Annotated in this window: 20 protein-coding genes; 7 read left to right on the top strand and 13 right to left on the bottom strand. The window is 46.1% G+C overall.

Features of this window, described 5'->3' with window-relative positions:
- Positions 1–9: 9 nt before the first annotated feature.
- On the bottom strand, positions 10–1,068 hold the full coding sequence (locus tag ACM64D_RS03520) for a sigma-54 interaction domain-containing protein (protein ID WP_415061808.1): 1,059 nt from the start codon (positions 1,066–1,068) through the stop codon (positions 10–12).
- Positions 1,069–1,255: 187 nt separating this feature from the next.
- On the opposite strand from ACM64D_RS03520, the gene ACM64D_RS03515 reads away from it, so the two are divergent.
- Positions 1,256–2,137, top strand: coding sequence for a tyrosine-type recombinase/integrase (locus tag ACM64D_RS03515; protein ID WP_415061807.1), 882 nt, complete (start codon positions 1,256–1,258; stop codon positions 2,135–2,137).
- A 6-nt stretch (positions 2,138–2,143) separates the two neighbouring features.
- Here the strand turns inward: ACM64D_RS03515 and ACM64D_RS03510 are convergent, their stop codons facing one another.
- The 3 genes from ACM64D_RS03510 to ACM64D_RS03500 form a co-directional block, all read right to left on the bottom strand.
- On the bottom strand, positions 2,144–2,896 hold the full coding sequence (locus tag ACM64D_RS03510; RefSeq protein WP_415061806.1) for a cyclic nucleotide-binding domain-containing protein: 753 nt from the start codon (positions 2,894–2,896) through the stop codon (positions 2,144–2,146).
- 92 nt (positions 2,897–2,988) lie between these two features.
- Complete coding sequence (recO, locus tag ACM64D_RS03505) at positions 2,989–3,585, bottom strand: DNA repair protein RecO (RefSeq protein ID WP_415061889.1); 597 nt, start codon at positions 3,583–3,585, stop codon at positions 2,989–2,991.
- On the bottom strand, positions 3,582–4,568 hold the full coding sequence (locus ACM64D_RS03500; RefSeq protein WP_415061805.1) for a hypothetical protein: 987 nt from the start codon (positions 4,566–4,568) through the stop codon (positions 3,582–3,584). Before ACM64D_RS03500 ends, recO begins: the two co-directional genes overlap by 4 nt.
- Before the next feature lie 122 nt (positions 4,569–4,690).
- Here ACM64D_RS03500 and ACM64D_RS03495 point away from each other — a divergent pair, with 122 nt between their 5' ends.
- On the top strand, positions 4,691–5,308 hold the full coding sequence (locus ACM64D_RS03495; RefSeq protein ID WP_415061804.1) for a hypothetical protein: 618 nt from the start codon (positions 4,691–4,693) through the stop codon (positions 5,306–5,308).
- 48 nt (positions 5,309–5,356) lie between these two features.
- Positions 5,357–6,463, top strand: a complete 1,107-nt coding sequence (locus ACM64D_RS03490) for a fatty acid desaturase (protein WP_415061803.1) — start codon at positions 5,357–5,359, stop codon at positions 6,461–6,463.
- 52 nt (positions 6,464–6,515) lie between these two features.
- On the opposite strand, the gene ACM64D_RS03485 is transcribed toward ACM64D_RS03490, so the two are convergent.
- Positions 6,516–8,060, bottom strand: coding sequence for a YiiX/YebB-like N1pC/P60 family cysteine hydrolase (locus ACM64D_RS03485; protein ID WP_415061802.1), 1,545 nt, complete (start codon positions 8,058–8,060; stop codon positions 6,516–6,518).
- A 213-nt stretch (positions 8,061–8,273) separates the two neighbouring features.
- On the opposite strand from ACM64D_RS03485, the gene ACM64D_RS03480 reads away from it, so the two are divergent.
- Positions 8,274–9,620, top strand: a complete 1,347-nt coding sequence (locus tag ACM64D_RS03480; protein ID WP_415061801.1) for a transglycosylase SLT domain-containing protein — start codon at positions 8,274–8,276, stop codon at positions 9,618–9,620.
- Complete coding sequence (locus ACM64D_RS03475; protein ID WP_415061800.1) at positions 9,605–10,021, top strand: hypothetical protein; 417 nt, start codon at positions 9,605–9,607, stop codon at positions 10,019–10,021. The genes ACM64D_RS03480 and ACM64D_RS03475 overlap by 16 nt, the downstream gene beginning before the upstream one ends.
- Before the next feature lie 18 nt (positions 10,022–10,039).
- Here ACM64D_RS03475 and ACM64D_RS03470 read toward each other — a convergent pair whose 3' ends face one another.
- Entirely contained in the window at positions 10,040–10,942 is a 903-nt protein-coding gene (locus ACM64D_RS03470) for a LysR family transcriptional regulator (RefSeq protein WP_415061799.1), read from the bottom strand.
- Between the two features lie 134 nt (positions 10,943–11,076).
- On the opposite strand from ACM64D_RS03470, the gene ACM64D_RS03465 reads away from it, so the two are divergent.
- Positions 11,077–12,048, top strand: a complete 972-nt coding sequence (locus tag ACM64D_RS03465) for a TerC family protein (protein WP_415061798.1) — start codon at positions 11,077–11,079, stop codon at positions 12,046–12,048.
- Between the two features lie 46 nt (positions 12,049–12,094).
- Positions 12,095–12,727: an RNA 2',3'-cyclic phosphodiesterase gene (thpR, locus tag ACM64D_RS03460; protein ID WP_415061797.1), complete on the top strand. Its 633-nt coding sequence runs from the start codon at positions 12,095–12,097 to the stop codon at positions 12,725–12,727.
- Between the two features lie 98 nt (positions 12,728–12,825).
- On the opposite strand, the gene ACM64D_RS03455 is transcribed toward thpR, so the two are convergent.
- The 7 genes from ACM64D_RS03455 to ACM64D_RS03425 all read right to left on the bottom strand — a co-directional run bounded on the left by ACM64D_RS03455 (position 12,826) and on the right by ACM64D_RS03425 (position 20,912).
- Positions 12,826–13,230, bottom strand: coding sequence for a CBS domain-containing protein (locus ACM64D_RS03455; RefSeq protein WP_415061796.1), 405 nt, complete (start codon positions 13,228–13,230; stop codon positions 12,826–12,828).
- Between the two features lie 29 nt (positions 13,231–13,259).
- Entirely contained in the window at positions 13,260–14,690 is a 1,431-nt protein-coding gene (locus ACM64D_RS03450) for a PQQ-binding-like beta-propeller repeat protein (RefSeq protein WP_415061795.1), read from the bottom strand.
- A complete protein-coding gene (locus ACM64D_RS03445) occupies positions 14,644–16,980 on the bottom strand; it encodes a PEP/pyruvate-binding domain-containing protein (protein ID WP_415061794.1) in 2,337 nt (778 codons plus the stop codon). The genes ACM64D_RS03450 and ACM64D_RS03445 overlap by 47 nt, the downstream gene beginning before the upstream one ends.
- Positions 16,981–17,064: 84 nt before the next feature.
- A complete protein-coding gene (locus ACM64D_RS03440; RefSeq protein WP_415061793.1) occupies positions 17,065–17,589 on the bottom strand; it encodes a NuoI/complex I 23 kDa subunit family protein in 525 nt (174 codons plus the stop codon).
- Positions 17,586–19,166: a 2Fe-2S iron-sulfur cluster-binding protein gene (locus tag ACM64D_RS03435; protein ID WP_415061792.1), complete on the bottom strand. Its 1,581-nt coding sequence runs from the start codon at positions 19,164–19,166 to the stop codon at positions 17,586–17,588. Before ACM64D_RS03435 ends, ACM64D_RS03440 begins: the two co-directional genes overlap by 4 nt.
- Positions 19,147–20,439 (bottom strand): NADH-quinone oxidoreductase subunit NuoF, encoded by a 1,293-nt coding sequence (gene nuoF / locus ACM64D_RS03430; RefSeq protein ID WP_415061791.1) that lies wholly within the window; start codon positions 20,437–20,439, stop codon positions 19,147–19,149. The genes ACM64D_RS03435 and nuoF overlap by 20 nt, the downstream gene beginning before the upstream one ends.
- Positions 20,439–20,912 carry a complex I 24 kDa subunit family protein gene (locus ACM64D_RS03425; protein ID WP_415061790.1) on the bottom strand — a complete coding sequence of 158 codons (474 nt, stop codon included), beginning with the start codon at positions 20,910–20,912 and terminating at the stop codon, positions 20,439–20,441. Before ACM64D_RS03425 ends, nuoF begins: the two co-directional genes overlap by 1 nt.
- Positions 20,913–20,950 lie beyond the last annotated feature (38 nt).

Below are 20,950 nucleotides of genomic sequence, written 5' to 3'. Positions count from 1 at the left end.
GCTAGTAAATTATTTCATCGGTTTCGTGTGAACCGCGAACTTTTCAAACTCACCGTACTCATGGAGTTTGTTATAAAGAGTCTTGATCGTAATACCCAAGTTGTTCGCCGCTTGAGTTTTATTGCCACCGAAATGAGCCAAAGCTTTCAAGATGTAACGCTTTTCAAGCTCGTGCAAAGTCATTTGCGGATCGTAATCAATAATATCTTTTTCCATTTCGCCGTTACGAATGTTCTCAGGAACATCGTTGAGCATGATCATGTGTCCTTCAGACAAAATCTGAAGTCTTTCACACACGTTTTGAAGCTCACGGATATTTCCCGGCCAGTCATAACGAGTCAACGCCTTCATCGCATCTTCACTTACAGAACGACCACGGTTCAAATAAGCATGCTGAGAGTTATTCAAGAAATGGTTGATCAGAACCGGGATGTCCTCTTTACGACGACGAAGAGGAGGCGCACTAACCACGATCGTATTGATACGATAGAAAAGGTCCTCACGGAAATTACCACGAACCACTTCTTGATCCAATTCTCGGTTTGTCGCGCAGATCAAACGGATATCCACTTTAATGGGGTCTTTACCACCAACACGATAAACTTCACCTTCTTGGATGAAGCGAAGAAGTTTGGCTTGAATCGCGGGGTCCAACTCACCGATTTCATCAAGGAACAATGTTCCACCGTTAGCGGCTTCAGCTAAACCGATTTTGCGAGTGTAAGCACCTGTGAAGGAACCTTTCTCATGACCAAAAAGCTCGGACTCAAGAAGCGTCTCACGAAGAGCTCCGCAGTTGATAGCCACAAAAGGCTTGTTCTTACGGCCCGAACGTTCATGGATAGAACGAGCGATCAACTCCTTACCAGTGCCAGACTCACCCAGAACCAAGATGTTCGCGTTTGAGGGAGCTACGCGATCAATCATCTTCATCAAGCTTCCCATCACCTCAGATTGGTAGACGATGGTCTTGTTTTCAACCACTTTGGAAGTTTGATTTGTGTTCCACATAACTTGGTTTGCATTCTGAGAAGAGGGCAAAACAGTCGTTGAGTTGTTTTCGTTCATGGGCTCCACCTTTCGGTAAACGTGCTTTATTAAACTTGGGTGGGCGTCTCAGATTGATTATCTCAACATGATACGCCGCGACAACGCATTGAGTTATAACTTTGGTCGTGTAAGTTTTGCAAGAAAAATTTTGCACGGCGTTAAATTATTTTTAGGGTTCAGGGATGAATCTATAAGGTTTTGGGTTATGAGTCGGCCTTTTAAGCTTACCGAAAATATAGATAAATATTTGAAATACATGACTTTTATTAAGTCGGCCTCACCCTTAACAATCAAACACTACACCCTCGATTTAAAACAGGCCTTTGATTGCGATAAATTCTCACATCCAAAGGTGCTTAGTGAACTCGACCTCTTGGCCACGGCCCGGGCGGCCTTCAATCAATGGGCGCACCTCTCCCTAGCCTCCCGCAACCGCAAGGCCGCCACTTTAAAAAGCTTCTTTTCCTGGGCCTTCGACGAGGGGCTGACTGAAAAAGACCTGTCACTTCAGATCACCTGCCCCAAAGTTCCTAAAAAGCTTCCCCACTTTCTCAGTGTGGATGAGGCGCTGGCCGTCCTTAAAAGTTTCGATTCACATAAAGACCTCTCCTTAAAGGACAAAGTCCTGTTCCTTCTCCTTTATGGCGGAGGCCTTCGTGTGAGCGAGGCGTGCAATCTTAAGTGGAGCGACATTCAAGCGGCTCAAAAAGTTTTGCGCGTGAAAGGAAAGGGCTCGAAAGAACGAGTCGTGGCTCTTCCCACACTGACCCTTGAAGTCTTGCTTCGTTGGAAAAAAGAGAGCTCCTTTAATGAATATGTTTTTGGGGAAAAGGCTCTGAACCCACGCACGGCTTATGAGATGGTTCGACAAAGTGGGCTTCGTGCGGGCCTATTAAAACCTCTTCACCCACACGCCCTCCGCCACAGCTTTGCAACGCACTTACTATCAAGTGGCGCCAACCTAAGAACCCTTCAAGAACTACTGGGACATGAAAGCCTTCAAGCGACGGAAAAGTACACTCATCTGGGTGTTGACCAACTGGCACGCACGATGGAGAAACTTCACCCTTTGGGAAAAGGCAAATAGCGCCCTCTACTTGGCAGCCTTCTCTTCATTTGAATGCTTAAGACGTGTCGACAACGTCTTGACCAACGCTTTGGACCACGCGGGTTTTGAGAACAGGACTTTATCAAGACAATCATTTGGAATCTCGATCAGCTCGCACTCCGTCAAGCTCATGACATTTGCGGAACGAGTTTCGCCATTAATATAGGCCATCTCCCCAACAAACTCGCCTGGCTTAATTTCCCCGAGCAAAACTTCCTTTTCACCTTCTTGTTTGTAGGCCTTCAGAAGACCTCTTTTAACTAGAAAAACAGAGTTGGCTTTTTCACCCGCACGCATCAGCAGTTCATTCGCGGTTAAAAAGAGCAGGCGATCCCCAGAAATATCACCATGAGCAATCCAATTCATCGCTCGGGTCAAATGTTCCAAAAAGGTTTTCTGATCCGTCGGACGAGTTAAAAAATGGACCTGCCCCGTCACCACCTCATCAACAAAGTGTTCCGTATCAGGCAACGGCGAAACAATAATCACGGCAATTTTTTCTTTTTTGCGAATTAACTTTTCCGCGATATCTAAAGCCGCCACTTTTTGAATGTCGGAATCCAAAATGACGACATGAGGAGGCACGTTCTCAGACTTAAAGAGAGTTTCCATCCCATCGCTTGCCGTAAAGATTGTTGCTCCCGGAACATGGTTCTCAACAATCTTCGCCATGGAAGCCGCTTCGTCAGATTTACTTGAAGCAATCAAAAAGACTCGTTTACTTTCCAGCTCCGCCATTGAGTTCAATCCTTTACTTAGACATCCTAAATAATAAAATTTTCCCCGCTATTTGCAATCATGCACTCGTGGACTCGACCAAGAAAGGGCTCTTAAAGCATGGCGTGTTCTATATAATGGCGAACCATGGCCTCAACGTTGCGAAGTTCTTCATCAACGATTTGCCTCTGGGAAAGCAATTGATTGGAATCAGCCAGATTTGCTTTTAAAAAGGGAGCCATCCAGGGCTCAGCCTGAACAACCCCTTGTTGAAGTAGGAACTTCAAATAGAAGTGCATTTTCAAAACCAAAGGATCTTGAGTCGTCTCAATCGCCTTCAGCGTATTCCCAAGAAGATTATAAAGAAACTCTGAATTCTTATCGCCCTCTTGACTCACTTTACTGACGCACTCTAGGACGTGCAGTGCTAACTCTAAACGATCATAGTCCGTGCGAATACCGGGAAAGTCGTTAATGAGAGTGGCCTCTTGTAAAACATTGAGTTGCCCTTGTTCTGACTGTTTAAAGGTAAAACTCACAAAATGCGTGGGTTCAAGAACGCCCCCGCCAAAACGCTTTTTGCTACGCAAAGCTCCTCGGGCAATAAAAGACAGCTTTTCCCCGTGAGGAGACAACGCGTGAAGAATCAAGTCCGCCTCGGAATATTTAATCTTTTTTAAAATGATGAAGCGCTCTTTGCCTTGGGTCACACGGTCCAACTTTGCTGCTCTTTTAGTTCTTCATACGAAGATATCACGAGCTTGGCAAAGTCTTTTGTATTGAGAAGTTCCGGGCCCACGATAAAAAGTCCGCGCAACTGCTCCAGCGTGGGCGTCGGCTCCCACCAATGGCGAAACATCTTCACCACGGACCAATGACACATATTTGTGCTTTCAATCTTTTGCCATCCTTCTTGCGAAGAAAGGCCTAATTTTTTAAAAATCAGATTTGCCAGAGCTTCCGCACTCACATCATCGAAAACGCATACAGCGCGATCATATAGACGACTGGCACCGACTTTAAAATAAGGCTTTGCCACGTGAGCCAGCTCCTGCTCAAGCTTTTCCACTAAAAGGGTGTTGACCTCTCGTCCCTCGCGGGCGGCGGAAAGCTCCCTCAGAAAGCCCTCCGTCTCCCAACTCATATTCTGAGCTAACAGAAAAGGAGACCGGTACCTTTCTCCTAAAATAGCTACGGCCACTTGGGAGGTAAAGGAACAAAGACGGACTGTGTAAGGGCGGATCTCTGTCGTTTCATGGAAGTGTCTGGAATGAGAAACGCGAAAAGAAAAAATCCGTTTTTCATTAAGCAGCTTATCCAGCTCCTCAACAAAGGGATAGAGTTCCCCCGTGACCGGATGATCTTCGCTGAACAAAACAAAATTAGTATCTTTTTTTAAACCCTCAACCCATTCTTTCACATCATCGAGCTGAAGATGGGAAAGAGCGTTCACTTCGTAAGTTTCTTTATAATAATAAGGAAGTAGACTTTCAAAAACGGAGGTCTGCCCCAAAATCACGCCGATTGATTTTTTATGAGACATAAACTGCGCCGTTCCTTGAGACACCTCAAAAACAGCCTGAGCCAACCCATGAAAACTGCGCGCGCGCAGACGAGGTTCTAAACCCAAGGAAGACTTCACTTTATCATTTAATTCTTCCCAGGTTTCCGGGCGCACTACATCGATGAACATACTTTTAAAAATTTATCAGATTCTCTCTGAAAAGAGAGTGAGACCAAGGTCTTATTTTGAGAGTGAATTTGAGTAAGAGTCGCAGGAACATTACAATCAAAGCAAGGTTTTAGGAGTTTTCTATGAAAAAGATGGTGTTATTCGTTTTCTCTCTTCTTGGTGTTTTAGCAAGTTCCCCGGCGCAGGCTCTTTTTGAAGCGCGCGTCTCTTATGGGCTTCTTACTAGTGCGGCCGACCTGGGGCCTCTGTGCCCGACGTGTTCCGCCTCCGCCCCTGCGATTGTTCCTACTTACGGACTTGGTGCTGATGCGATTCTAACTTTGCCCCTACCGTTAATTCCAGGAGTGGGAATTCGTTATGAGAATATGGGGCTCACCGCCAGCAACGGCGCTTTGGATTTTAAGGCCGATTATTCTCGCACAGCTTTGATTATCAATTGGCGCCCACTGAATAATATTATTTATCTCGGACCTATCTTCACATATGGGCTCTCTCACTCGACATCACTGACAGCAAAAGAAAGCGGCGTTACAAAAGCAGATTTTTCAGCGAACTCCGTCACATCATACAGCGCAGGTCTGGAAGCGGGACTCAATCTTCTTGGTTTCACAGCAGGAGCTGAGGTGGGATATATTGACTTCAGATGGAAAGATGCAAAGGACTCCACTGGTAACGCACCTACTCAAGATATTAATATGAGCGGAACTTACGCAAAAATCCTTCTCGGTATTTCTATTTAAGTGTCGAAATAAGAACACCTCTGCTAGACTTAACTCTGAGAGGTGTTCATGACAAACAAACGTATCGAATGGCCAGTGGCACTTTTTCTCATTATCAATCCTCTGGCGACACTCATTCTAGCCCCCATTTATTTTTATTATTACGGATTCCAATGGGATATTCTTCTCTTTGCTCTGATCTTTGCCGCTGCAACGAATCTTAGTATTACGGCCGGATATCACCGTTTATTTTCACATAAAAGCTATGATGCGCATCCTTTGGCCAAGGCATTGTTCTTGTTGGTCAGTGCCTCGGGTTTCCAAGGTTCTGCGCTGAAGTGGTCTTCGGATCATCGCCGTCACCATACTCATATTGATGGCGAAAAAGATCCGTACAATATCAACAAAGGCTTTTGGTACGCCCACATGGGTTGGTTATTCTATAAAGATTCTGTTGATCAAAAAATTCACGCACCAGATCTGGAAAAAGACTGGATGGTTCAGTTTCAACATAAATATTATGTGCCTCTTGCCATCCTCACGGGATTTGCGTTTCCCACTCTTATTGGCTGGATGATGGGTTCTGCTTTGGGAGGACTCGTCATTGGAGGCGGTCTGCGTATTGCTCTCACTCAGCAAAGCACCTTCTTTGTGAACTCGCTCTGTCATACTTTAGGAAAACAAACTTATTCCAAAGAAATCTCTGCTAGAGACTCATGGTTTGTTGCCATCCTCACTCACGGTGAAGGCTACCACAACTTCCATCACAAGTTTCAGATCGACTACCGTAACGGCATTAAGTGGTACCACTGGGATCCAACCAAATGGGTGATTCGCTCACTGAACTTCATGGGCTTGGCGACAAAACTGCGTCAGATCTCTCATGCCGAAATCCTCAAGGCCCGTCTACAAGCTGAAGCCGCAGAACTTAAAAAACATGGTTTTGCCGATGAAAAGCTTTTGGCGATGAAAGAAAAGATCCTTGAGGCACAAAATAAGATGAAGAAACTTCGCGAGGACTACGAGCAATTTAAAGTCGATGCGGCTCGCAAACGCGAAGAACTGAAAGAAGCATATGACCACAAGCTGGCCGAAATTAAGCGCGAGATGGAAATCGCCAAACTGGAGTTCCAACTGGGAATGAAGCAGTGGCAAGTCTGTCTTCGCTCAGTGTAACCAACAGCAAAAGACTCAAACGAAAAAGGGAGCTTCAACAAGCTCCCTTTTTTTATTTGCATGATTTTGCGCTGTTATTAAAAAACCAGTGAAACTTCGAAGGGTCCGTACTGTTACGCTCCCTCTCATCGGTGAACGGAGAATTGCTTTTTTCTCGCCACTCTTTATGAGCTTCACAGTCCTGAGCGCGATACTCTTCATTGATAGCCAGCATATCCTGGAAGGAGGGCAGATATCCCTTCTTTTTATAAAATTCTTCTTCCTTTTGATAGATGTTCTTTTCTAGAACTTTTGCAACAGCCTCAAATTGCACATTCGTCTTAAGACTGTCCATGGGCATATACTTAGGAAGAGTGTCAGCTACTAGACCAAACTGACGAACAAATTTTGCAAAGTAGGCTTTGATGGAATGCCCTGCAGCCCAATGGAAGGTGTAATCCTTTTCAATCATCCACGAGTAAACACTTTGCAAGACAGCATCTTGCATACGCACCTGACGTAAAAGTGGGTAATGTCTGTACTCTGCAACAAAATCAAATCGAGGGTCTACTTCGATATCATAGGGAGCAAACAAGGTCGACTTCGTCACCCCAAGGCTTTTGGGATAGTCCGTGTTTTTGAACTTCGAAACCGAGCTGCGATACTTGGGGATAATGACCTTGCCGTCGGAAGCCATATCGTAGGCATAACGAATGACTTCAGAACAGAACAGTGATGAATAGTCCTCATCGTCCATGGCAAAGTCATAACGGATTCCCTTGTTACTATCCAAGGCTGCTTTTGCTTTGTCATACATCTTTCGCGCCGCCAATTTAGCCAAAGCCTCATCCGGCTGACGATAAAGTGCGACACGCGCATCTTCAGTTTGGCGCCATTTTTCAAGAGGTGTCACAATCGTACCGTACTGAATCAAAGCCTCTACAACATACTTTTTCCCGGCTTTATCTTCACCGACAATCGCCAAATGCGAAAAGTTCCCCTCTTCGTCCCCAATACGAGCGATCATGGCAGAAACGTAGGACTTTCCACGAATCAACATCACGTCACCACTCTTAAGTTCAAAATCCGCAAACTTCGAGTTCGTCCAGGTGTTTGGCTTTGCATTCGACATAATTGGACTTGCTTTGAAGTTGTAAACTTTTTGACTGAAAAGCCATTCCAACAAATATTCCTCGGCAAAACGAGCATATTGAAAACCTTCGCGGATTTTCTGAATACAGTCCTTATTCAACTCGTTGCGGGAATCGAACTCTTTCAGTTTTTCATGAAGAACCACGCGAATTTGGAAGATCGTATCCATCACTTCGGGACCATGAATCTTAAGGGATTCAACTTCCTGTGCGTTTTTAGGAATGAAATGATCTGCTGGCAGGTAGTACATATAGTCCGTCACCTGATTCACAAACTTCGCGCAGCTATTGGGGTTAAAGATCTGAGGATTAGAAAGATCATTCAAAACCTTTTGGCTTCCTGTAATCAACTCTTCCGAGCTCGCGGGGTGGCGGTAAGAAGAAACGTCTGCTGCTTTATGAAATGGGCTCTGACAAGCCACCAAGGTTAATGCAACAGCACCACCTAAGATGTATTTATTCATCATGATATTCTCCCCGGATATTCCTTTTCTTCTCGGCAAATCCGCGCCTTTTCATAACACGACCTTCGTTTAACGATTTGACAGGAGGAGGCCTCTTTTGGCTTGGGCGCGAGAGCCTCTCAAAATGAGACACCACCTTCCCTTTTAAGCTATTGAATTTACTCAATGCGCCTATGGCAAACCTCTTGCTCCTATGAAGTTCGAGGAGGCCTCCGCATGAAAACTGCTGCGCCCTATCTGTATAAATTGTTGCTCCTGAACTTGTGCTTCACTGTTGGGTGGGGCTTGGGCACTCCTGCGATGACCTCATTGGATCTGTCTTCCAAGGAAGAAAGAGGTTTTTCCCTTCCCTTCCGCCTAAGCAACAACAAGAACAAGGATTCCGATAAGAAATCCAAAGATGACGGCTCCTCTTCTAATCAGGAAGAAACGGCTCCCGTCATTGAACATGCCTTAGATCAAATTGACCGCGCCAAACAAGTGCAAAATCTCATTGGCAAGCAGGACATGACCTCCAATAGAAATTGCGAAGACTGTGAAAGAGAACTGCGCAGCATCCGCTATATGCAATGCAATCGTCAAAATGACTATCTTGAAAATGAACTTGAAAAGTTAGGCCAAGGACATACTCTTTTTGCCCAACTTGCGACCGCCAAAATTGAGCGTGAATCTATCATTAAGCCGGCCTGCATGCGCATGAGCATGGAGGCGAAATTTTCGGCTTCCAGCAAGGTCTTCCGACAGTGTTCGCCCGAGGGAACTGGCTCCGCGGCTTTCAGACCCTGTATTTCAGAGAACTACTTTAAGCTGATCAACAACAGCTTCGATCTGGTCAGTTCCTGCATGAAAGATATTATGGCTCCAGAGGCCTCCGATGAAACTCAAAAGCTGGATGTTCGAGCCGTCTACGCTCTGATCAATGTCGAATCCGGTTTTCACGTCAACGCCATGAGTGGAACAGGGGCCGGCGGGATCGGTCAGTTTACCACCCCCGCGATTCAAGACGTGAATCAAAACGAATTGCGCAATATTCGTATTTCTTTAGAAAACAATCCCAACCCCCAGTGTGGTCGCCTCTCAATGGAATTTTTAGACTCCTTAGAGCCGATCCGCCCGCAAAAGGCTCACTCGTGTGACAGGATTTCACTCTCCAATGGAAATCCGATTAAAAATATGATCTACACCTATGCCTATCTGAAAGGCGTTAAGAAAGATCTCAGTACGATGATTTTTGAGAATCGAAACTACAAAAATAAGTTCAAACTTTCTGAATTTGATCTTAACAAAGTGAAACGCGCCTTGATGGTATGGTCTCACAACACGGGACCGGCGGGGACGTGGACGCCCGCAAAAACTTTACTGAATACCTTCTATCGTAATCGCCCGGTGACGGACGCCGATGAGTTTATCAATCAACTGCAGCAGTATATGCAAAAGTTCCCAGCCAGTGCCAATAAGAGTCCGGCGCGTCGTAAAGAGACTTCGCGATACTTCCCGGAAATAACTAGTACCCTAACCAATATCGAAAAGAATGTCGGAGGTGGCTCATGCGTCAATTTCTAATCGCTCTTAGCCTTCTGGTCGCAACAACTTCCGCTTCGGCCTTTCATGATTCCGCAACGATTACCGTTACGGAAAAACTGATTATTCATATTGAAAAAATGGAAGACACGCAGCTCCGTCTTAAGGCTTTGGAGAAATATAAAGATTTCCTTTTTGAACGCCTTAACCAGATCGAACTTCCCGAAAACTTTATGGCTCTTTCAAATGACAATCCCGTTATTGAGGAGTACCGAAGCCTGACTGAATTTGACAACTACATCAATCTGATCCGCATGAAGGAAATTACTCGGAAGGACTGCCAACGCACGAAAATGCGCATTGAGGCATCCACCAGTCGGGAAGGGGGCATGGTCCCTGAAGCCGAGGTGGCTTTGAAGGTTCTTTCTGCTTTGTGTCGATAAGCTTATTTGAAAGGGTTCTCACAAAGAGAGCCCTTTCATCAATTGCGCCGCAATGGGATTACTGATCTTGCGTTCTGCTGCCATCAACCAAATCTCTTCATAGATTCCTTTTAAAGTCCCTAATACAATCAGCTTCTTTTCCTTAATCAAGTCCGCTGCCGCGACTTCCGCAATCGGAATCAATCCCACACCCTCTTGGCCTAAAAGCTTTTGCAAACTGGTGTCTTGAGTTTCCAAGGTTCGATCCACACGAATTCCACTGACTTTAAAAAAATGATCCAAGTCACGGCGAAGTTTGCTGTGTATGGTTGGAAAAATAAAAGGCTGTCCCTCGAGCGACGCAGGAAAACCTTTACGTAGATGTTTGTATTTTGGAGCCCCACACACGACGACATTCAATTTCGCGATCGACTTTGCATAGACTGTTTGAAAATCCACATTCGGAGGATAGTTCGACAACAGAAGGTCAATTTGATGCGCACTGAGTTCGCGCAAAAGATCCCCGCCCGCGCCCTCTAAAACAGAAACACTGCAATTACCATATTTATAGGCCTGCAAAATGACTTCTAAGATAATGTGTTTGGGAACACTATCTAAAGCACCAATTTGCACGTGGATGCGATTGTTTTGCAGACGCTCTTCCAGCGCCTCCACCATTTCCGCCCCCAGGTTAAAAACCTGATCCGCATATTCATAGGCAATCTTTCCTGCCTCGGACAGATAAAGTCTTTGTTTGCGACGTTCAAATAGCTTCTTTCCTAAAGAGTCTTCCAGTTGCTTCAGTTGGGTGCTTAAGGTCGGCTGTCCGATCTTGAGTTTCTCAGCCGCCTTGGCGATGCTCCCCTCTTTGGCAATCGTATAAAAGTAATGAAGATGGTGATAGTTCAGCCATTGAGAGTGACTTTCAGTTTTTACCGGCATTTGGACCTCTTCGTTAAAAACAAATAACTTGTTAAAGATTATCTATTTTTTAAAAATAGTGGAAGAGACTATACTCCTAGTGCGCTGCCAAATACATCGATTCTTGGCACACAACACTGTCCGGAGGAGACCTCGTGACACAAACCCTGCTTTTCCCTTTTTCTGAGTATTGGTGGTTTTACATCGCCTTCAATCTTTTTGTCATAGCGATGTTAGCCCTGGATCTGGGGGTTTTCCACAAACACTCCCATGCCGTGAGTTTTAAAGAGGCTGGAATTTGGTCCGCCGTTTGGGTCAGTCTGGCTTTGCTTTTTAACGTTGGACTGTATTTTTACTCTCTCAATAAATTTCCTGATCCGGCGATCGCCAAAGAAGTCGCGCTGCAATTTCTTACCGGTTTTGTCATTGAAAAATCTCTTTCCATAGACAACATCTTTGTCTTCGTCGTGGTCTTTGGTTTCTTCGGAGTTCCCGCAAAATACCAACATCGCGTTCTGTTCTTCGGTATTATTGGCGCCTTGATCTTCCGCGCGATCTTTATCGCCCTGGGATCCATCTTGATGCAATATCAGGCCGTCGTAGTGATCTTTGGAGCCTTCCTAATCATCACGGGTATTAAAATGATGTTTCAGCCCGACAAAGAAGTGGACCCCTCAAAAAACTGGATGATTCGACTTCTAAAGAAGTACATTCCTGTTCACGACCGTATGCATGAGGATCACTTCTTTGTCGTTGAAAAAGGCATTCGCTATGCCACTCCTCTTTTTGTGGCCTTGGTGTTCCTCGAGTTTACTGACATCATCTTTGCCGTCGACTCCGTGCCTGCGATCTTCGCCATCACCAACGAACCCCTGATTGTCTTCTCTTCGAATATTTTTGCGATCTTGGGTTTGCGCTCTTTGTACTTCCTGCTGGCGGGTGTGGTCGACAAGTTCCACCTACTCAAGTACGGGCTTGCTGCGGTCCTGGTCTTTGTCGGGCTTAAGATGGTCTGGCTTAACAAACTTTTTGATGGGCACTTCCCGATTGGTTTATCCCTCGGAATCATTGCGCTTTTCATCGGTGGATCGATCGTCGCTTCTTTACTAATTCCAAAGAAAGCATGACAAAGACCCCTAAGTTCCTGATAATGGGACTTAGGGGGGCTTTTTTATGACCAGAAGACTCTTCTTTGCTCTTAATGCGACGGATCCTCTTTCCGAAAGCTTTCTGCCCACGTTCAAAAAATTGAAAATCAATGCAGACCGCAGGGAAATCGCCATCAAATGGGTGCCCCTTGATAACTTTCACATCACCGTGAGTTTCTTGGGAGATCGCCTCACCGAAGAACTTCCCGCGATTCAAGACGCTCTGAAAGAGGCTTGCGCACAAGTCGCCCCCTTTGATCTTAAAATTGAAGATATGGGTGCTTTTTCGAATGAACACGACGCCCGGGTCCTGTGGCTGGGAGTTCAAAACAAGAAATGTCTGGGCCAGTTTAAACATCTTCTTGATCAAATTCTGACGGAAAAGAACTTGCTACAAAAGCCCGATGAACGAGTTTTCTCTCCGCACCTGACCTTCGGGCGATTGCGCAATCCCCGCAGCGTGAAAGACATGATTTCCCCGTTCAAACGAAAGAGTTTCGGCAAAATTCATGTCGATGAAATTATTCTGTATGAGTCTAAAATGCAGGGGAATTTTCCGATTTATACGCCGTTAGCAAGAGTCAAACTGACCGGCAAAGAAAAGGACTTGGAAGAAGGCTCGACAGAGGGAAACCACTTCCTGTCCCCACTGCCCTAGGGTTCAGAGAAAGGACTCTCTGAACTACTGTTGGAGTCCTCGCGACACATCGAAGATCGAAGTTGTCTCAAGAGCAGAGGACTCCAATATTTCCCATCTTACTTCAAACGAGTATCCAACAACTGAGTCAAAGCCGTCAAAGCATCCACCCAAGTGAAGATACCGACCAACTTGCCGTTATCGACAACAAGAGCAGACCCGAATTTTTTTGAGGCCATCTCAGCGCAAACTTCGGACAAAGTTGCGTTGGGTGATACAGTGTATGGATCTTCAGAAAACGCTTCAGAGACTTGAACTTTCTCTGGATCAACATCTTTAAAGCTTGCGACCAACTTGATATCACGGTCTGACAAGATACCCACCAAACGTCCACCATCCAAAACTGGCAAGTGACGAATCTTCAAAGCCAACATTGTTTTTTCTGCTTTTGCCAATGTTTGATCCGCACCGATTGTTTCCGGTGAAGTGGTCATGTACTTCTGAATTGTAGGTGTTGCTTTCATCTAGAACCTCCCTTGGTAAAGTGAAACTTTTAGATCTTTATCGGCTTCAAGGCTCTCACTGTGCCCTTGCGATCTGCAAGAATCCAGAGATCTCCTTGAATAATCACATTCGTGAATGCGCCCTTCCAACCCTCTTCGGGTTGCCACTTATAAAGTAACTTTTGTTCATCCCGAGTGTAAACATAAAGCCCCTCAGCCCCAGGCAGAATCACGTGACCGTCAGCGTCCAAGACGACAGACGCATAGTTCATGCCTTTTGTTGGTACTGGAAGCACCCAATCCAAAGTCTTATTCCTGAGATTAAATTGATAAATCTGACCATGAAGATCCGCGATCAAAAGATGATCGCCCCGAATCACCGCCTGACTGATCAACGCCCCGGAGGTGTTGAAGGTGAAATAGTCTTTCCCGGTTTTTTTATCATAACAAGCCAGTTGCCCGTAGTGCGTGTTCTTATAAACATCTCCCACACCAAAACACACGACGTCTTGCCATAAAGAAGGAACTCCCCAAGCCGATGTCGGCAGATTCTTCTGCCAAAGAACTTGGCCTGTTTGAACATCCAACGCATAAGCTTTGGTCGCCTTCTCTTCGTATCCCATATCTAAGCCCGTGCCGATATAGACACGTCCATCCTCAATCAAAGGATAAGAATCCACATGCCCTTCATTAAACTGCCACACCTTTTCCATTGTGCGAGCGTCCACGGCGTAGAGACCGTCTTTTCCCGCAGGAGCTAAGAGCCACGCATGATCTCCCTGTTGCGCCAGCACAGCGGCACGCTCAATATGCCCTTCGGTTTCAAAAGCTTTAAGGAAGACGCCCTCTTTCAAATCAAAAGAATAGAGACGCGCATGGTGGGTCAGGTGCACACCTTCACCCACAAAGATCTTATTATCCCATATCACCGGAGAAGCCATGACAGGTTGACCAATTTCAAACTGACGACGTCGAGCCCCTGTCTCAAGATCCAACTCCACCAAACGCCCGCTATCAGTTCCCATGAAAAGAGAAGTTCCACCGACAATTGGCAAACCAAAGATGGGAGAATTGATCTTTTGTTCCCACACCATTTTCAAAGACGAAACTTTCCCACGAGTTCCAACCTGAGTCGGGACTGAAGACGCATATTCTTGCTGCGATGGCTGACTTCGACTGTTTTGAATCTTCACCCACCACAAAGGATAAGAACCATTGTAAAGATATTCCCCACCCTTGATAGCCCCAAAGACAAGGGCGTTGGAAAGAAGTGCCCAAAACAAAACCTTGGGTTTCATCAACACTTCAAAAAGTTTTTTTGGACCTTCGGCTTTAAGCTCCACACCGAAGAAGGCCGCAATCCAGGTCGCGATACTGGTCAGAATCATTCCCAAAATCGTGAAAGGCAATACGACTGTCGGAATAATTGCCAGCTTAGTTGTTTCGTCTAACTGAGCCGTGATTTCCATCAACCCAAACACGTTCACCCTCCTTAAATATTTGACTGGCACCGCGAATCTCTCCGACCGCAGGCAGTCCCATTTCGCGTGCGACAATAGCACAGTGGGAAAGAACTCCCCCGCGTGCGACAATCACCGCTCGAGCTCTTTGAAATAAAGGCGTCCATCCTGGATCCGTTGCTTCCGTCACTAAAACATAGTTATCCGGCCACGCTTCCAAGTCTTCCTGGTCTGGATCATTCACGATGTGCACAACGCCGCTGGCCACTCCCGGAGACAAAGAAACTCCGGTCAAGACCAACGAGTTGTCCTGAGATTTGGTTTCATCCAGAACGTCACGCAATTCTTGTAAAGAAAACAGCATCGGCAAATCCACGGATTTTAAGTGGTGAGCTGTTTGTTTTCTTTCTCGGGCCAAAGCTTGTAAACTTTCAAGATTCTGAGTGTCCCGCAAAGACAATACTTCATCCAACTTGAACCAGAAGATGTCCGCTCCCAATTTCACCTTTTCAGCAATAGCCAACGCCAACCAGCGAATCTGCGCATAAGGTTTCATCAGTTCCATTTTTATTTCTTCACGAACCTGCATCAACTTCTGCAAGTCCTGCCACTCCTGTTTAAAGACTGGACGACGGATTGTTGAAAGTTGCGGTAAAAGCTCGTCAAAAATTTTAGAACCTTCACTGGAGAGAGCGCGAACTGATTTGGATTTCTTCAAATGTGGTTTTGTCGTTTCAAGCCACCGCGGATGAGACAGTTCCAATTCCCCCACGCCCCGATGCCCATAGCGACTCAAAAAACTCTGCCATTTTTCATCCGAGTCCTCAATCTGCGACAACTCCTGATACATACGGCTGGCTACGGTCTGCAAACCTTCGCCCGTTAGCAGATGCACCGTCTCTGACGCTCGCTCTTTTCCTAAGTCTTTTTCTAGCAACGCGAAAAGTCCCTGTGTGGTTGACTCAATCAGTAAGGTGATCAGAAAGGTGCCCTGCAAATAGTCTTTAGAAAAGGCCTCGCAAAGTTCTTTGAGTTTTTTCTGCTGTTCATTCAAAGAAAGATTCTTATTCTGCTCAAATAAAGCAAATGAATCCATCTTGGAAAACGCCGGAGACTTCACGTAGGACAACGCCTTTTGCGCTAACTCACTTCGACCCGTTTGAATCTTCCACGCCACTTGCAACATCTTCGTCAGACCTAAGGGCGCTCGCAACATCACCGAGGGTGTTAACTTCTTCCAATCAAATTCCAAATGCGGACGAGGGTTGGGAACCAGGCGATAAGGAGATCGTCCAAAATAGACAGGCTCCATGGACTTCAGATTCAGATAAGCACGTCCATAAACGCGATCCAATAAACTGAACTCAGGAACTTGATGCCCCAAACCTTCATAGCCAATGGACTTCAAAGCCAGATCAAACGCTTGTCCCTCTTGGAAAGTTCTTTGCCAGATATCAAAGGTCAACTCTGTCGGAATGCCCGTCCACTCTGCAAAGGTGTGACCATCCCAAATACTTTCCTGAGGATAACTGGAGCGAACCCGTTGCCACTCTTGATCCAAGACTTTACGACGAGAGGAGGGCGCGGCATGAGCTGTGATCGGACGAGATTGCAAAATCCAGAAGCGACCTTCTTGATCAATGGCCCACTCCATATCCACTTTATAACCGAAGGTCTTTTCAACTTCCTGACCCCAGTGAACAACTTGCTCAAGGTATTCTTTTTTCCAACGAGCGGGGGCTGCAGAATCTTTTCCCGCACTAAAACGAAACGGAGTCACTTGGCCTGAAACCAACTGCTCCCCTTGCCCCTCAACAACCTCCACCAGCCACGAAGAGTTCTCAGCACGAGGATCCATCGAAAAAAATACGCCTGAAAATTGAGAGTTGATCATTCTTTGAATCAACACGTGCATGGGGATTTCAGCTCGCTCAAAGTGAGAAGCATAAGCTTGGCTGGCGGTGCGGTGAACCGCTTGAAAACAGGTTTTAATCGCCGCACAGAGATCTTTTTTAGTCGCAATATGCAGAAGAGTTACAAACTGACCCGCGTAACTGAAATCCGGGCTGTCCTCACCCGAGGCAGAACTGCGAACGGCAACAGGAAAGGCCCCCTGATTTTCCCACCAGGTGGTGATAGCGTCGTAGGTTTGAGTCTCTAACGGTTCGTGAAAAAGAACGGCTCCTTCAGGAACCGGAAAACCTTTTTGCAGAAGGATGGCCAGCGAGGAGGCTTTTCCTCCCATAAGCTGTAATTCGGATTTATCTGCGTGGACTAGGTCCCGAAACACGGGGGTGGCTTTTGTATCCATAGACCCTCTCGTTATAGAGGGTCACTGTTAACACTCTTTGCCGTTGCGAGCAATTTGGAACTCGCAGCCCCCCGGTGGTGGAGATTAAATGCCCGCCTTGTGGCGCTCTTCGTCGTCAACGTGAGTTTGGATGCCGCCCTTCAAGTTTGGACGGTAAGCCAAGTGGTTGATGTCGTAAATGAAATTAGCTCCATTCACCCCTGGAGTTTGCCACTCAGGACCCAAACGAATGGCATCCACAGGGCAAGCCTCCTCACAAAAACCACAGAACACACAACGAAGAATGTCGATCTCGTAGCTGATTGGATATTTTTCAACGGAAGGGTCATTGTGCTCTGCCGCTGTAATTTTAATACACTCCGCAGGACAGTTCGTCGCGCACAACATACAAGCCGTGCAACGAAGAGCTCCGTCTTTTTTCACCGTCAAAACGTGATTCCCTTTGAAGCGAGGAGAGTATTCATACTTCTCCTCTGGATAATTCAAGGTCATCATTTTCTTGCGGTTAAAGAGGTTCGTCAGCAAGTGCTTCATCGTGACTTTCAAGCCACCCAAAACACCCGGCAAATACCACTTTGCCTTCTCAGAGTTGTTTTGCATTACGCTCATAGGCTACCTCTTCTAAATACAAACTCGTTCTTCTTGCGAGCTTCCAATGCCACCTGGTCCTCACGCTGATTGTTCGGCATGAAAGGCTGGGTTGTCGTTGGAATATTCAAGTTCTTACCCGCCAACAACAAAGCCGCTTCGGTCAAAGTCAGCGCTTCAGAAACAACAGTCGTCACCTTTTTGAACTTCTGTTCAAGACCCGCTTGATTCACGAAAGTTCCATCTTTTTCGACAAAAGTTTTTGTCGGGATCAACCAAACATTTCCGGTCAAAGCCATCAACGCGTCGTTTTTACCCGCTTGCAACCAAATTAGGTTTTGCGCTTTGGAAAGCTCTTTCACGCGCTCTGCAAAGTCTGGGAATACCACTTGGTTTTCTGGGCCTGCGACAACAACAGTTTTAATCGCTCCACTAGCAAGTCCTTGAGACAACTCGGTCCAAGTCGCAGTGATTCCGTGTTTTTCCAAAACTTTCAACAAGCCTTTGGTATTCGGATTTTTATCTCCGCGCAGAAGAAGTCCGTCGAAGCTGTCAAAAGTCTCTTTGTTGTTGATCCAGAAATATACTTTCTTGGTTTTGAATTCGTTCACGAAAGTCGACACGATCGCTTCGAACTCTTCCACTGTGTATTGCGCTGTCAGCACCAACGCCAAGGAATCGCCAGAAGCATTTTTCAATACTTCATGAGCATTCTTCGCCGCCGCACCCGCCGGCATTTCGGTCCAACCTGAAGCCGTGCGTACTTGCGCTTTCATCAAGCGGTGTTCTTTATTGACGAACTTATAGATGTCACGACCTTCATCGCACATCCAGTGACCGTTCACATTTTCGTTGTAAACCGGTTTTACGCGGAAGAAACCTTCCTTATTGTAGTAAACCTTCACGTTACAACCAGTTGAACAGCCATTACAGACGGTTTCAGCATCCTTGAGATACCACACGCGCTGACGGAAACGGAAATCTTTAGAAGTCAAAGCTCCCACTGGACAGATATCAACCGTATTCAAAGAGTACTTATTGTTCAACTGAACGCCTTCATGGCAACCGATCTCAGAACGATCACCACGGTTGAAGATTCCCAACTCATTGGTCTTAGAAACTTCTTCGGTGAAACGCACGCAGCGAGAACACAAGATACATCTTTCAGAGTCCAAAACCACTGTCGGACCCAAGTCGACAACTTTGTGCTTTTTCACTTTGGCTTCCGCCATCTCAGGATCGTACTTTCCGTACTCCATGTACTGATCTTGAAGTCCACACTCACCGGCTTGGTCACAAATAGGACAATCCAAAGGATGGTTGATCAAATGGAAATCAAGGCCCCACTTCACAGCGTCTTTCACTTTGTCAGACGTGTTGTTGATCTTCATTCCCTCGGTAACCATTGTATTACAAGCGATCTGAACACGGGGATTTCCTTCGATCTCCACCATGCACACGCGACAAACGCCGGCGACGCTCAATCCGGGATGCCAACAATAGTGGGCAATACGATCGCCCGACTGTTGCATCGCTTCGATGATGGATGTGCCGTCTTTTACTTCGACTTCTTTGCCATTAATGGTGCATTTCGGCATATGTCGTTCCTTTTACTTTCGAACGTCCTTCACGAACGTAGAATTCAAACTCATCTCTAAATTTTGTTACAAAACTAAGAACCGGCAAAGCTGCGGCATCGGAAAGGGCACAGATTGTTTTCCCTTTCATATTGTCTGCGACTTTGATCAAAAGATCGATGTCCTGCAAACGGCCACGACCTTCCAGGATCGAGTGAAGAATCTTATTCAACCAGCCTGTTCCTTCACGGCAGGGCGTGCACTGACCGCAAGATTCGTGGGCATAGAAGTGCGACAAAACACCCAACATATCGACCATACATTGAGAGTCATCAATCACGATCACCGCACCAGAACCCAACATCGTGCCTAAGCCGGCCAAAGATTCATAATCCAAGTTGGCCTTGGCCACCTCTTCGGCTGTCAAAACCGGAGCGGAAGATCCACCAGGAATAACGGCCTTCAACTTGCGGCCCGGCTTCATTCCACCGCCCTCTTTCATGATGAGATCCATCAAAGGATATCCCAATGGAACTTCGTAGTTCCCCGGCTTCATCACATTTCCAGAAAGAGAGAACAACTTTGTTCCCGCAGATTTTTCAGTTCCATGCTTACGGTACGTTGTTGCGCCATCACGAATGATGTAAGTCACCGCCGCCAATGTTTCCACATTGTTCACGATGGTTGGCTTGCGCAAATAACCTTGAACCGCAGGGAATGGAGGTTTCAACTTGGGCTGTCCTTTCAGACCTTCCAAAGAAGAAATCATGCCCGTTTCTTCACCGCAGATATAAGCGCCCGCACCACGATACACATCCAAATCAAAGTCAAAACCTGAACCCAGGATGTTTTTACCCAAGAAACCGGCATCGTAAGCTTCTTTGATCGCTTTTCTTAAACATTCGATGGGATAAACATACTCACCACGAACGTAGATATACCCTTTTTTAGAGCCAATCGCGAAAGCAGAGATAATCATCCCTTCGATCAACTGGTGAGGAGCCCGCTCCATCATCATACGATCTTTGAATGTTCCAGGCTCACCTTCATCGGCGTTGCAAAGAAGGTAACGAGGTTCACCATTTTTCGGCAAGAAGCCCCATTTCATACCTGTCGGGAAACCCGCTCCACCACGGCCGCGAAGACCGGAAGCTTTCACTTCGTCGATGATCGCCTGAGGTTGCATTTTCAAAGCTTTAGGTAAAGTTTCATATCCACCTTTGGCTTTGTAACCCGCGAGAGTTTGAAACTCTGGCAGATGATAAAATTCTGTGAGTAATTTTACTTCAGACATTATTTCATACCTCTTAGAAGATTCATCGCCGTTTCCGGAGTGAGTTTTTCATGGTAAGTGTCGTTCACTTGCATCATCGGAGCCGTTCCACAAGATCCAAGGCATTCGACCTTGCTCACTGTGAAACGTCCATCCGATGTCACTTCGTCGTACTTCACGCCCAATTCATGACAAATATGATGGGCCATTTCACGACCGCCTTCCAAAGCGCAGGAAATATTCGTGCAAACCTGCACGTGATATTTGCCAACCGGCTTTTGGTTGAACATCGTATAAAACTTAAATACTTCGTTGATACGGGCTTCAGGGATATCCATTACTTTGGACAAGTAAGAGATCATCTCTGGCGTGATAAAGCCCTTATTTTCTTTTTGAGCAATATAAAGACTTGGAATAATCGCAGACTCTTTCGCTTCATAGCGAGCGAGCTCTTTTTTTACTTCAACCAAGCCTTGATCAGAAAGTGTAAACATTGTGTTTCCCTTTTTACTACTTCAGTTCCGCGGCCTGA

The organism is Bdellovibrio sp. (assembly GCF_047637665.1).
In the GTDB taxonomy this organism is placed as follows: domain Bacteria; phylum Bdellovibrionota; class Bdellovibrionia; order Bdellovibrionales; family Bdellovibrionaceae; genus Bdellovibrio.
The sequence above is the reverse complement of the archived record's forward strand: the minus strand, read 5'-3'. Positions and strand labels throughout refer to the sequence as shown.

Coding starts and splice junctions, on each gene's coding strand:
- ACM64D_RS03495 (WP_415061804.1), top strand. CDS start 4,691: ATGAAAAAGATGGTGTTATTCGTTTTCTCTCTTCTTGGTGTTTTAGCA.
- ACM64D_RS03485 (WP_415061802.1), bottom strand. CDS start 8,060: ATGATGAATAAATACATCTTAGGTGGTGCTGTTGCATTAACCTTGGTG.
- ACM64D_RS03515 (WP_415061807.1), top strand. CDS start 1,256: ATGAGTCGGCCTTTTAAGCTTACCGAAAATATAGATAAATATTTGAAA.
- ACM64D_RS03480 (WP_415061801.1), top strand. CDS start 8,274: ATGAAAACTGCTGCGCCCTATCTGTATAAATTGTTGCTCCTGAACTTG.
- ACM64D_RS03455 (WP_415061796.1), bottom strand. CDS start 13,230: ATGAAAGCAACACCTACAATTCAGAAGTACATGACCACTTCACCGGAA.
- ACM64D_RS03490 (WP_415061803.1), top strand. CDS start 5,357: ATGACAAACAAACGTATCGAATGGCCAGTGGCACTTTTTCTCATTATC.
- ACM64D_RS03440 (WP_415061793.1), bottom strand. CDS start 17,589: ATGAGCGTAATGCAAAACAACTCTGAGAAGGCAAAGTGGTATTTGCCG.
- ACM64D_RS03520 (WP_415061808.1), bottom strand. CDS start 1,068: ATGAACGAAAACAACTCAACGACTGTTTTGCCCTCTTCTCAGAATGCA.
- thpR (WP_415061797.1), top strand. CDS start 12,095: ATGACCAGAAGACTCTTCTTTGCTCTTAATGCGACGGATCCTCTTTCC.
- ACM64D_RS03470 (WP_415061799.1), bottom strand. CDS start 10,942: ATGCCGGTAAAAACTGAAAGTCACTCTCAATGGCTGAACTATCACCAT.
- nuoF (WP_415061791.1), bottom strand. CDS start 20,439: ATGTCTGAAGTAAAATTACTCACAGAATTTTATCATCTGCCAGAGTTT.
- ACM64D_RS03500 (WP_415061805.1), bottom strand. CDS start 4,568: ATGTTCATCGATGTAGTGCGCCCGGAAACCTGGGAAGAATTAAATGAT.
- ACM64D_RS03425 (WP_415061790.1), bottom strand. CDS start 20,912: ATGTTTACACTTTCTGATCAAGGCTTGGTTGAAGTAAAAAAAGAGCTC.
- ACM64D_RS03435 (WP_415061792.1), bottom strand. CDS start 19,166: ATGCCGAAATGCACCATTAATGGCAAAGAAGTCGAAGTAAAAGACGGC.
- ACM64D_RS03445 (WP_415061794.1), bottom strand. CDS start 16,980: ATGGATACAAAAGCCACCCCCGTGTTTCGGGACCTAGTCCACGCAGAT.
- ACM64D_RS03510 (WP_415061806.1), bottom strand. CDS start 2,896: ATGGCGGAGCTGGAAAGTAAACGAGTCTTTTTGATTGCTTCAAGTAAA.
- ACM64D_RS03475 (WP_415061800.1), top strand. CDS start 9,605: ATGCGTCAATTTCTAATCGCTCTTAGCCTTCTGGTCGCAACAACTTCC.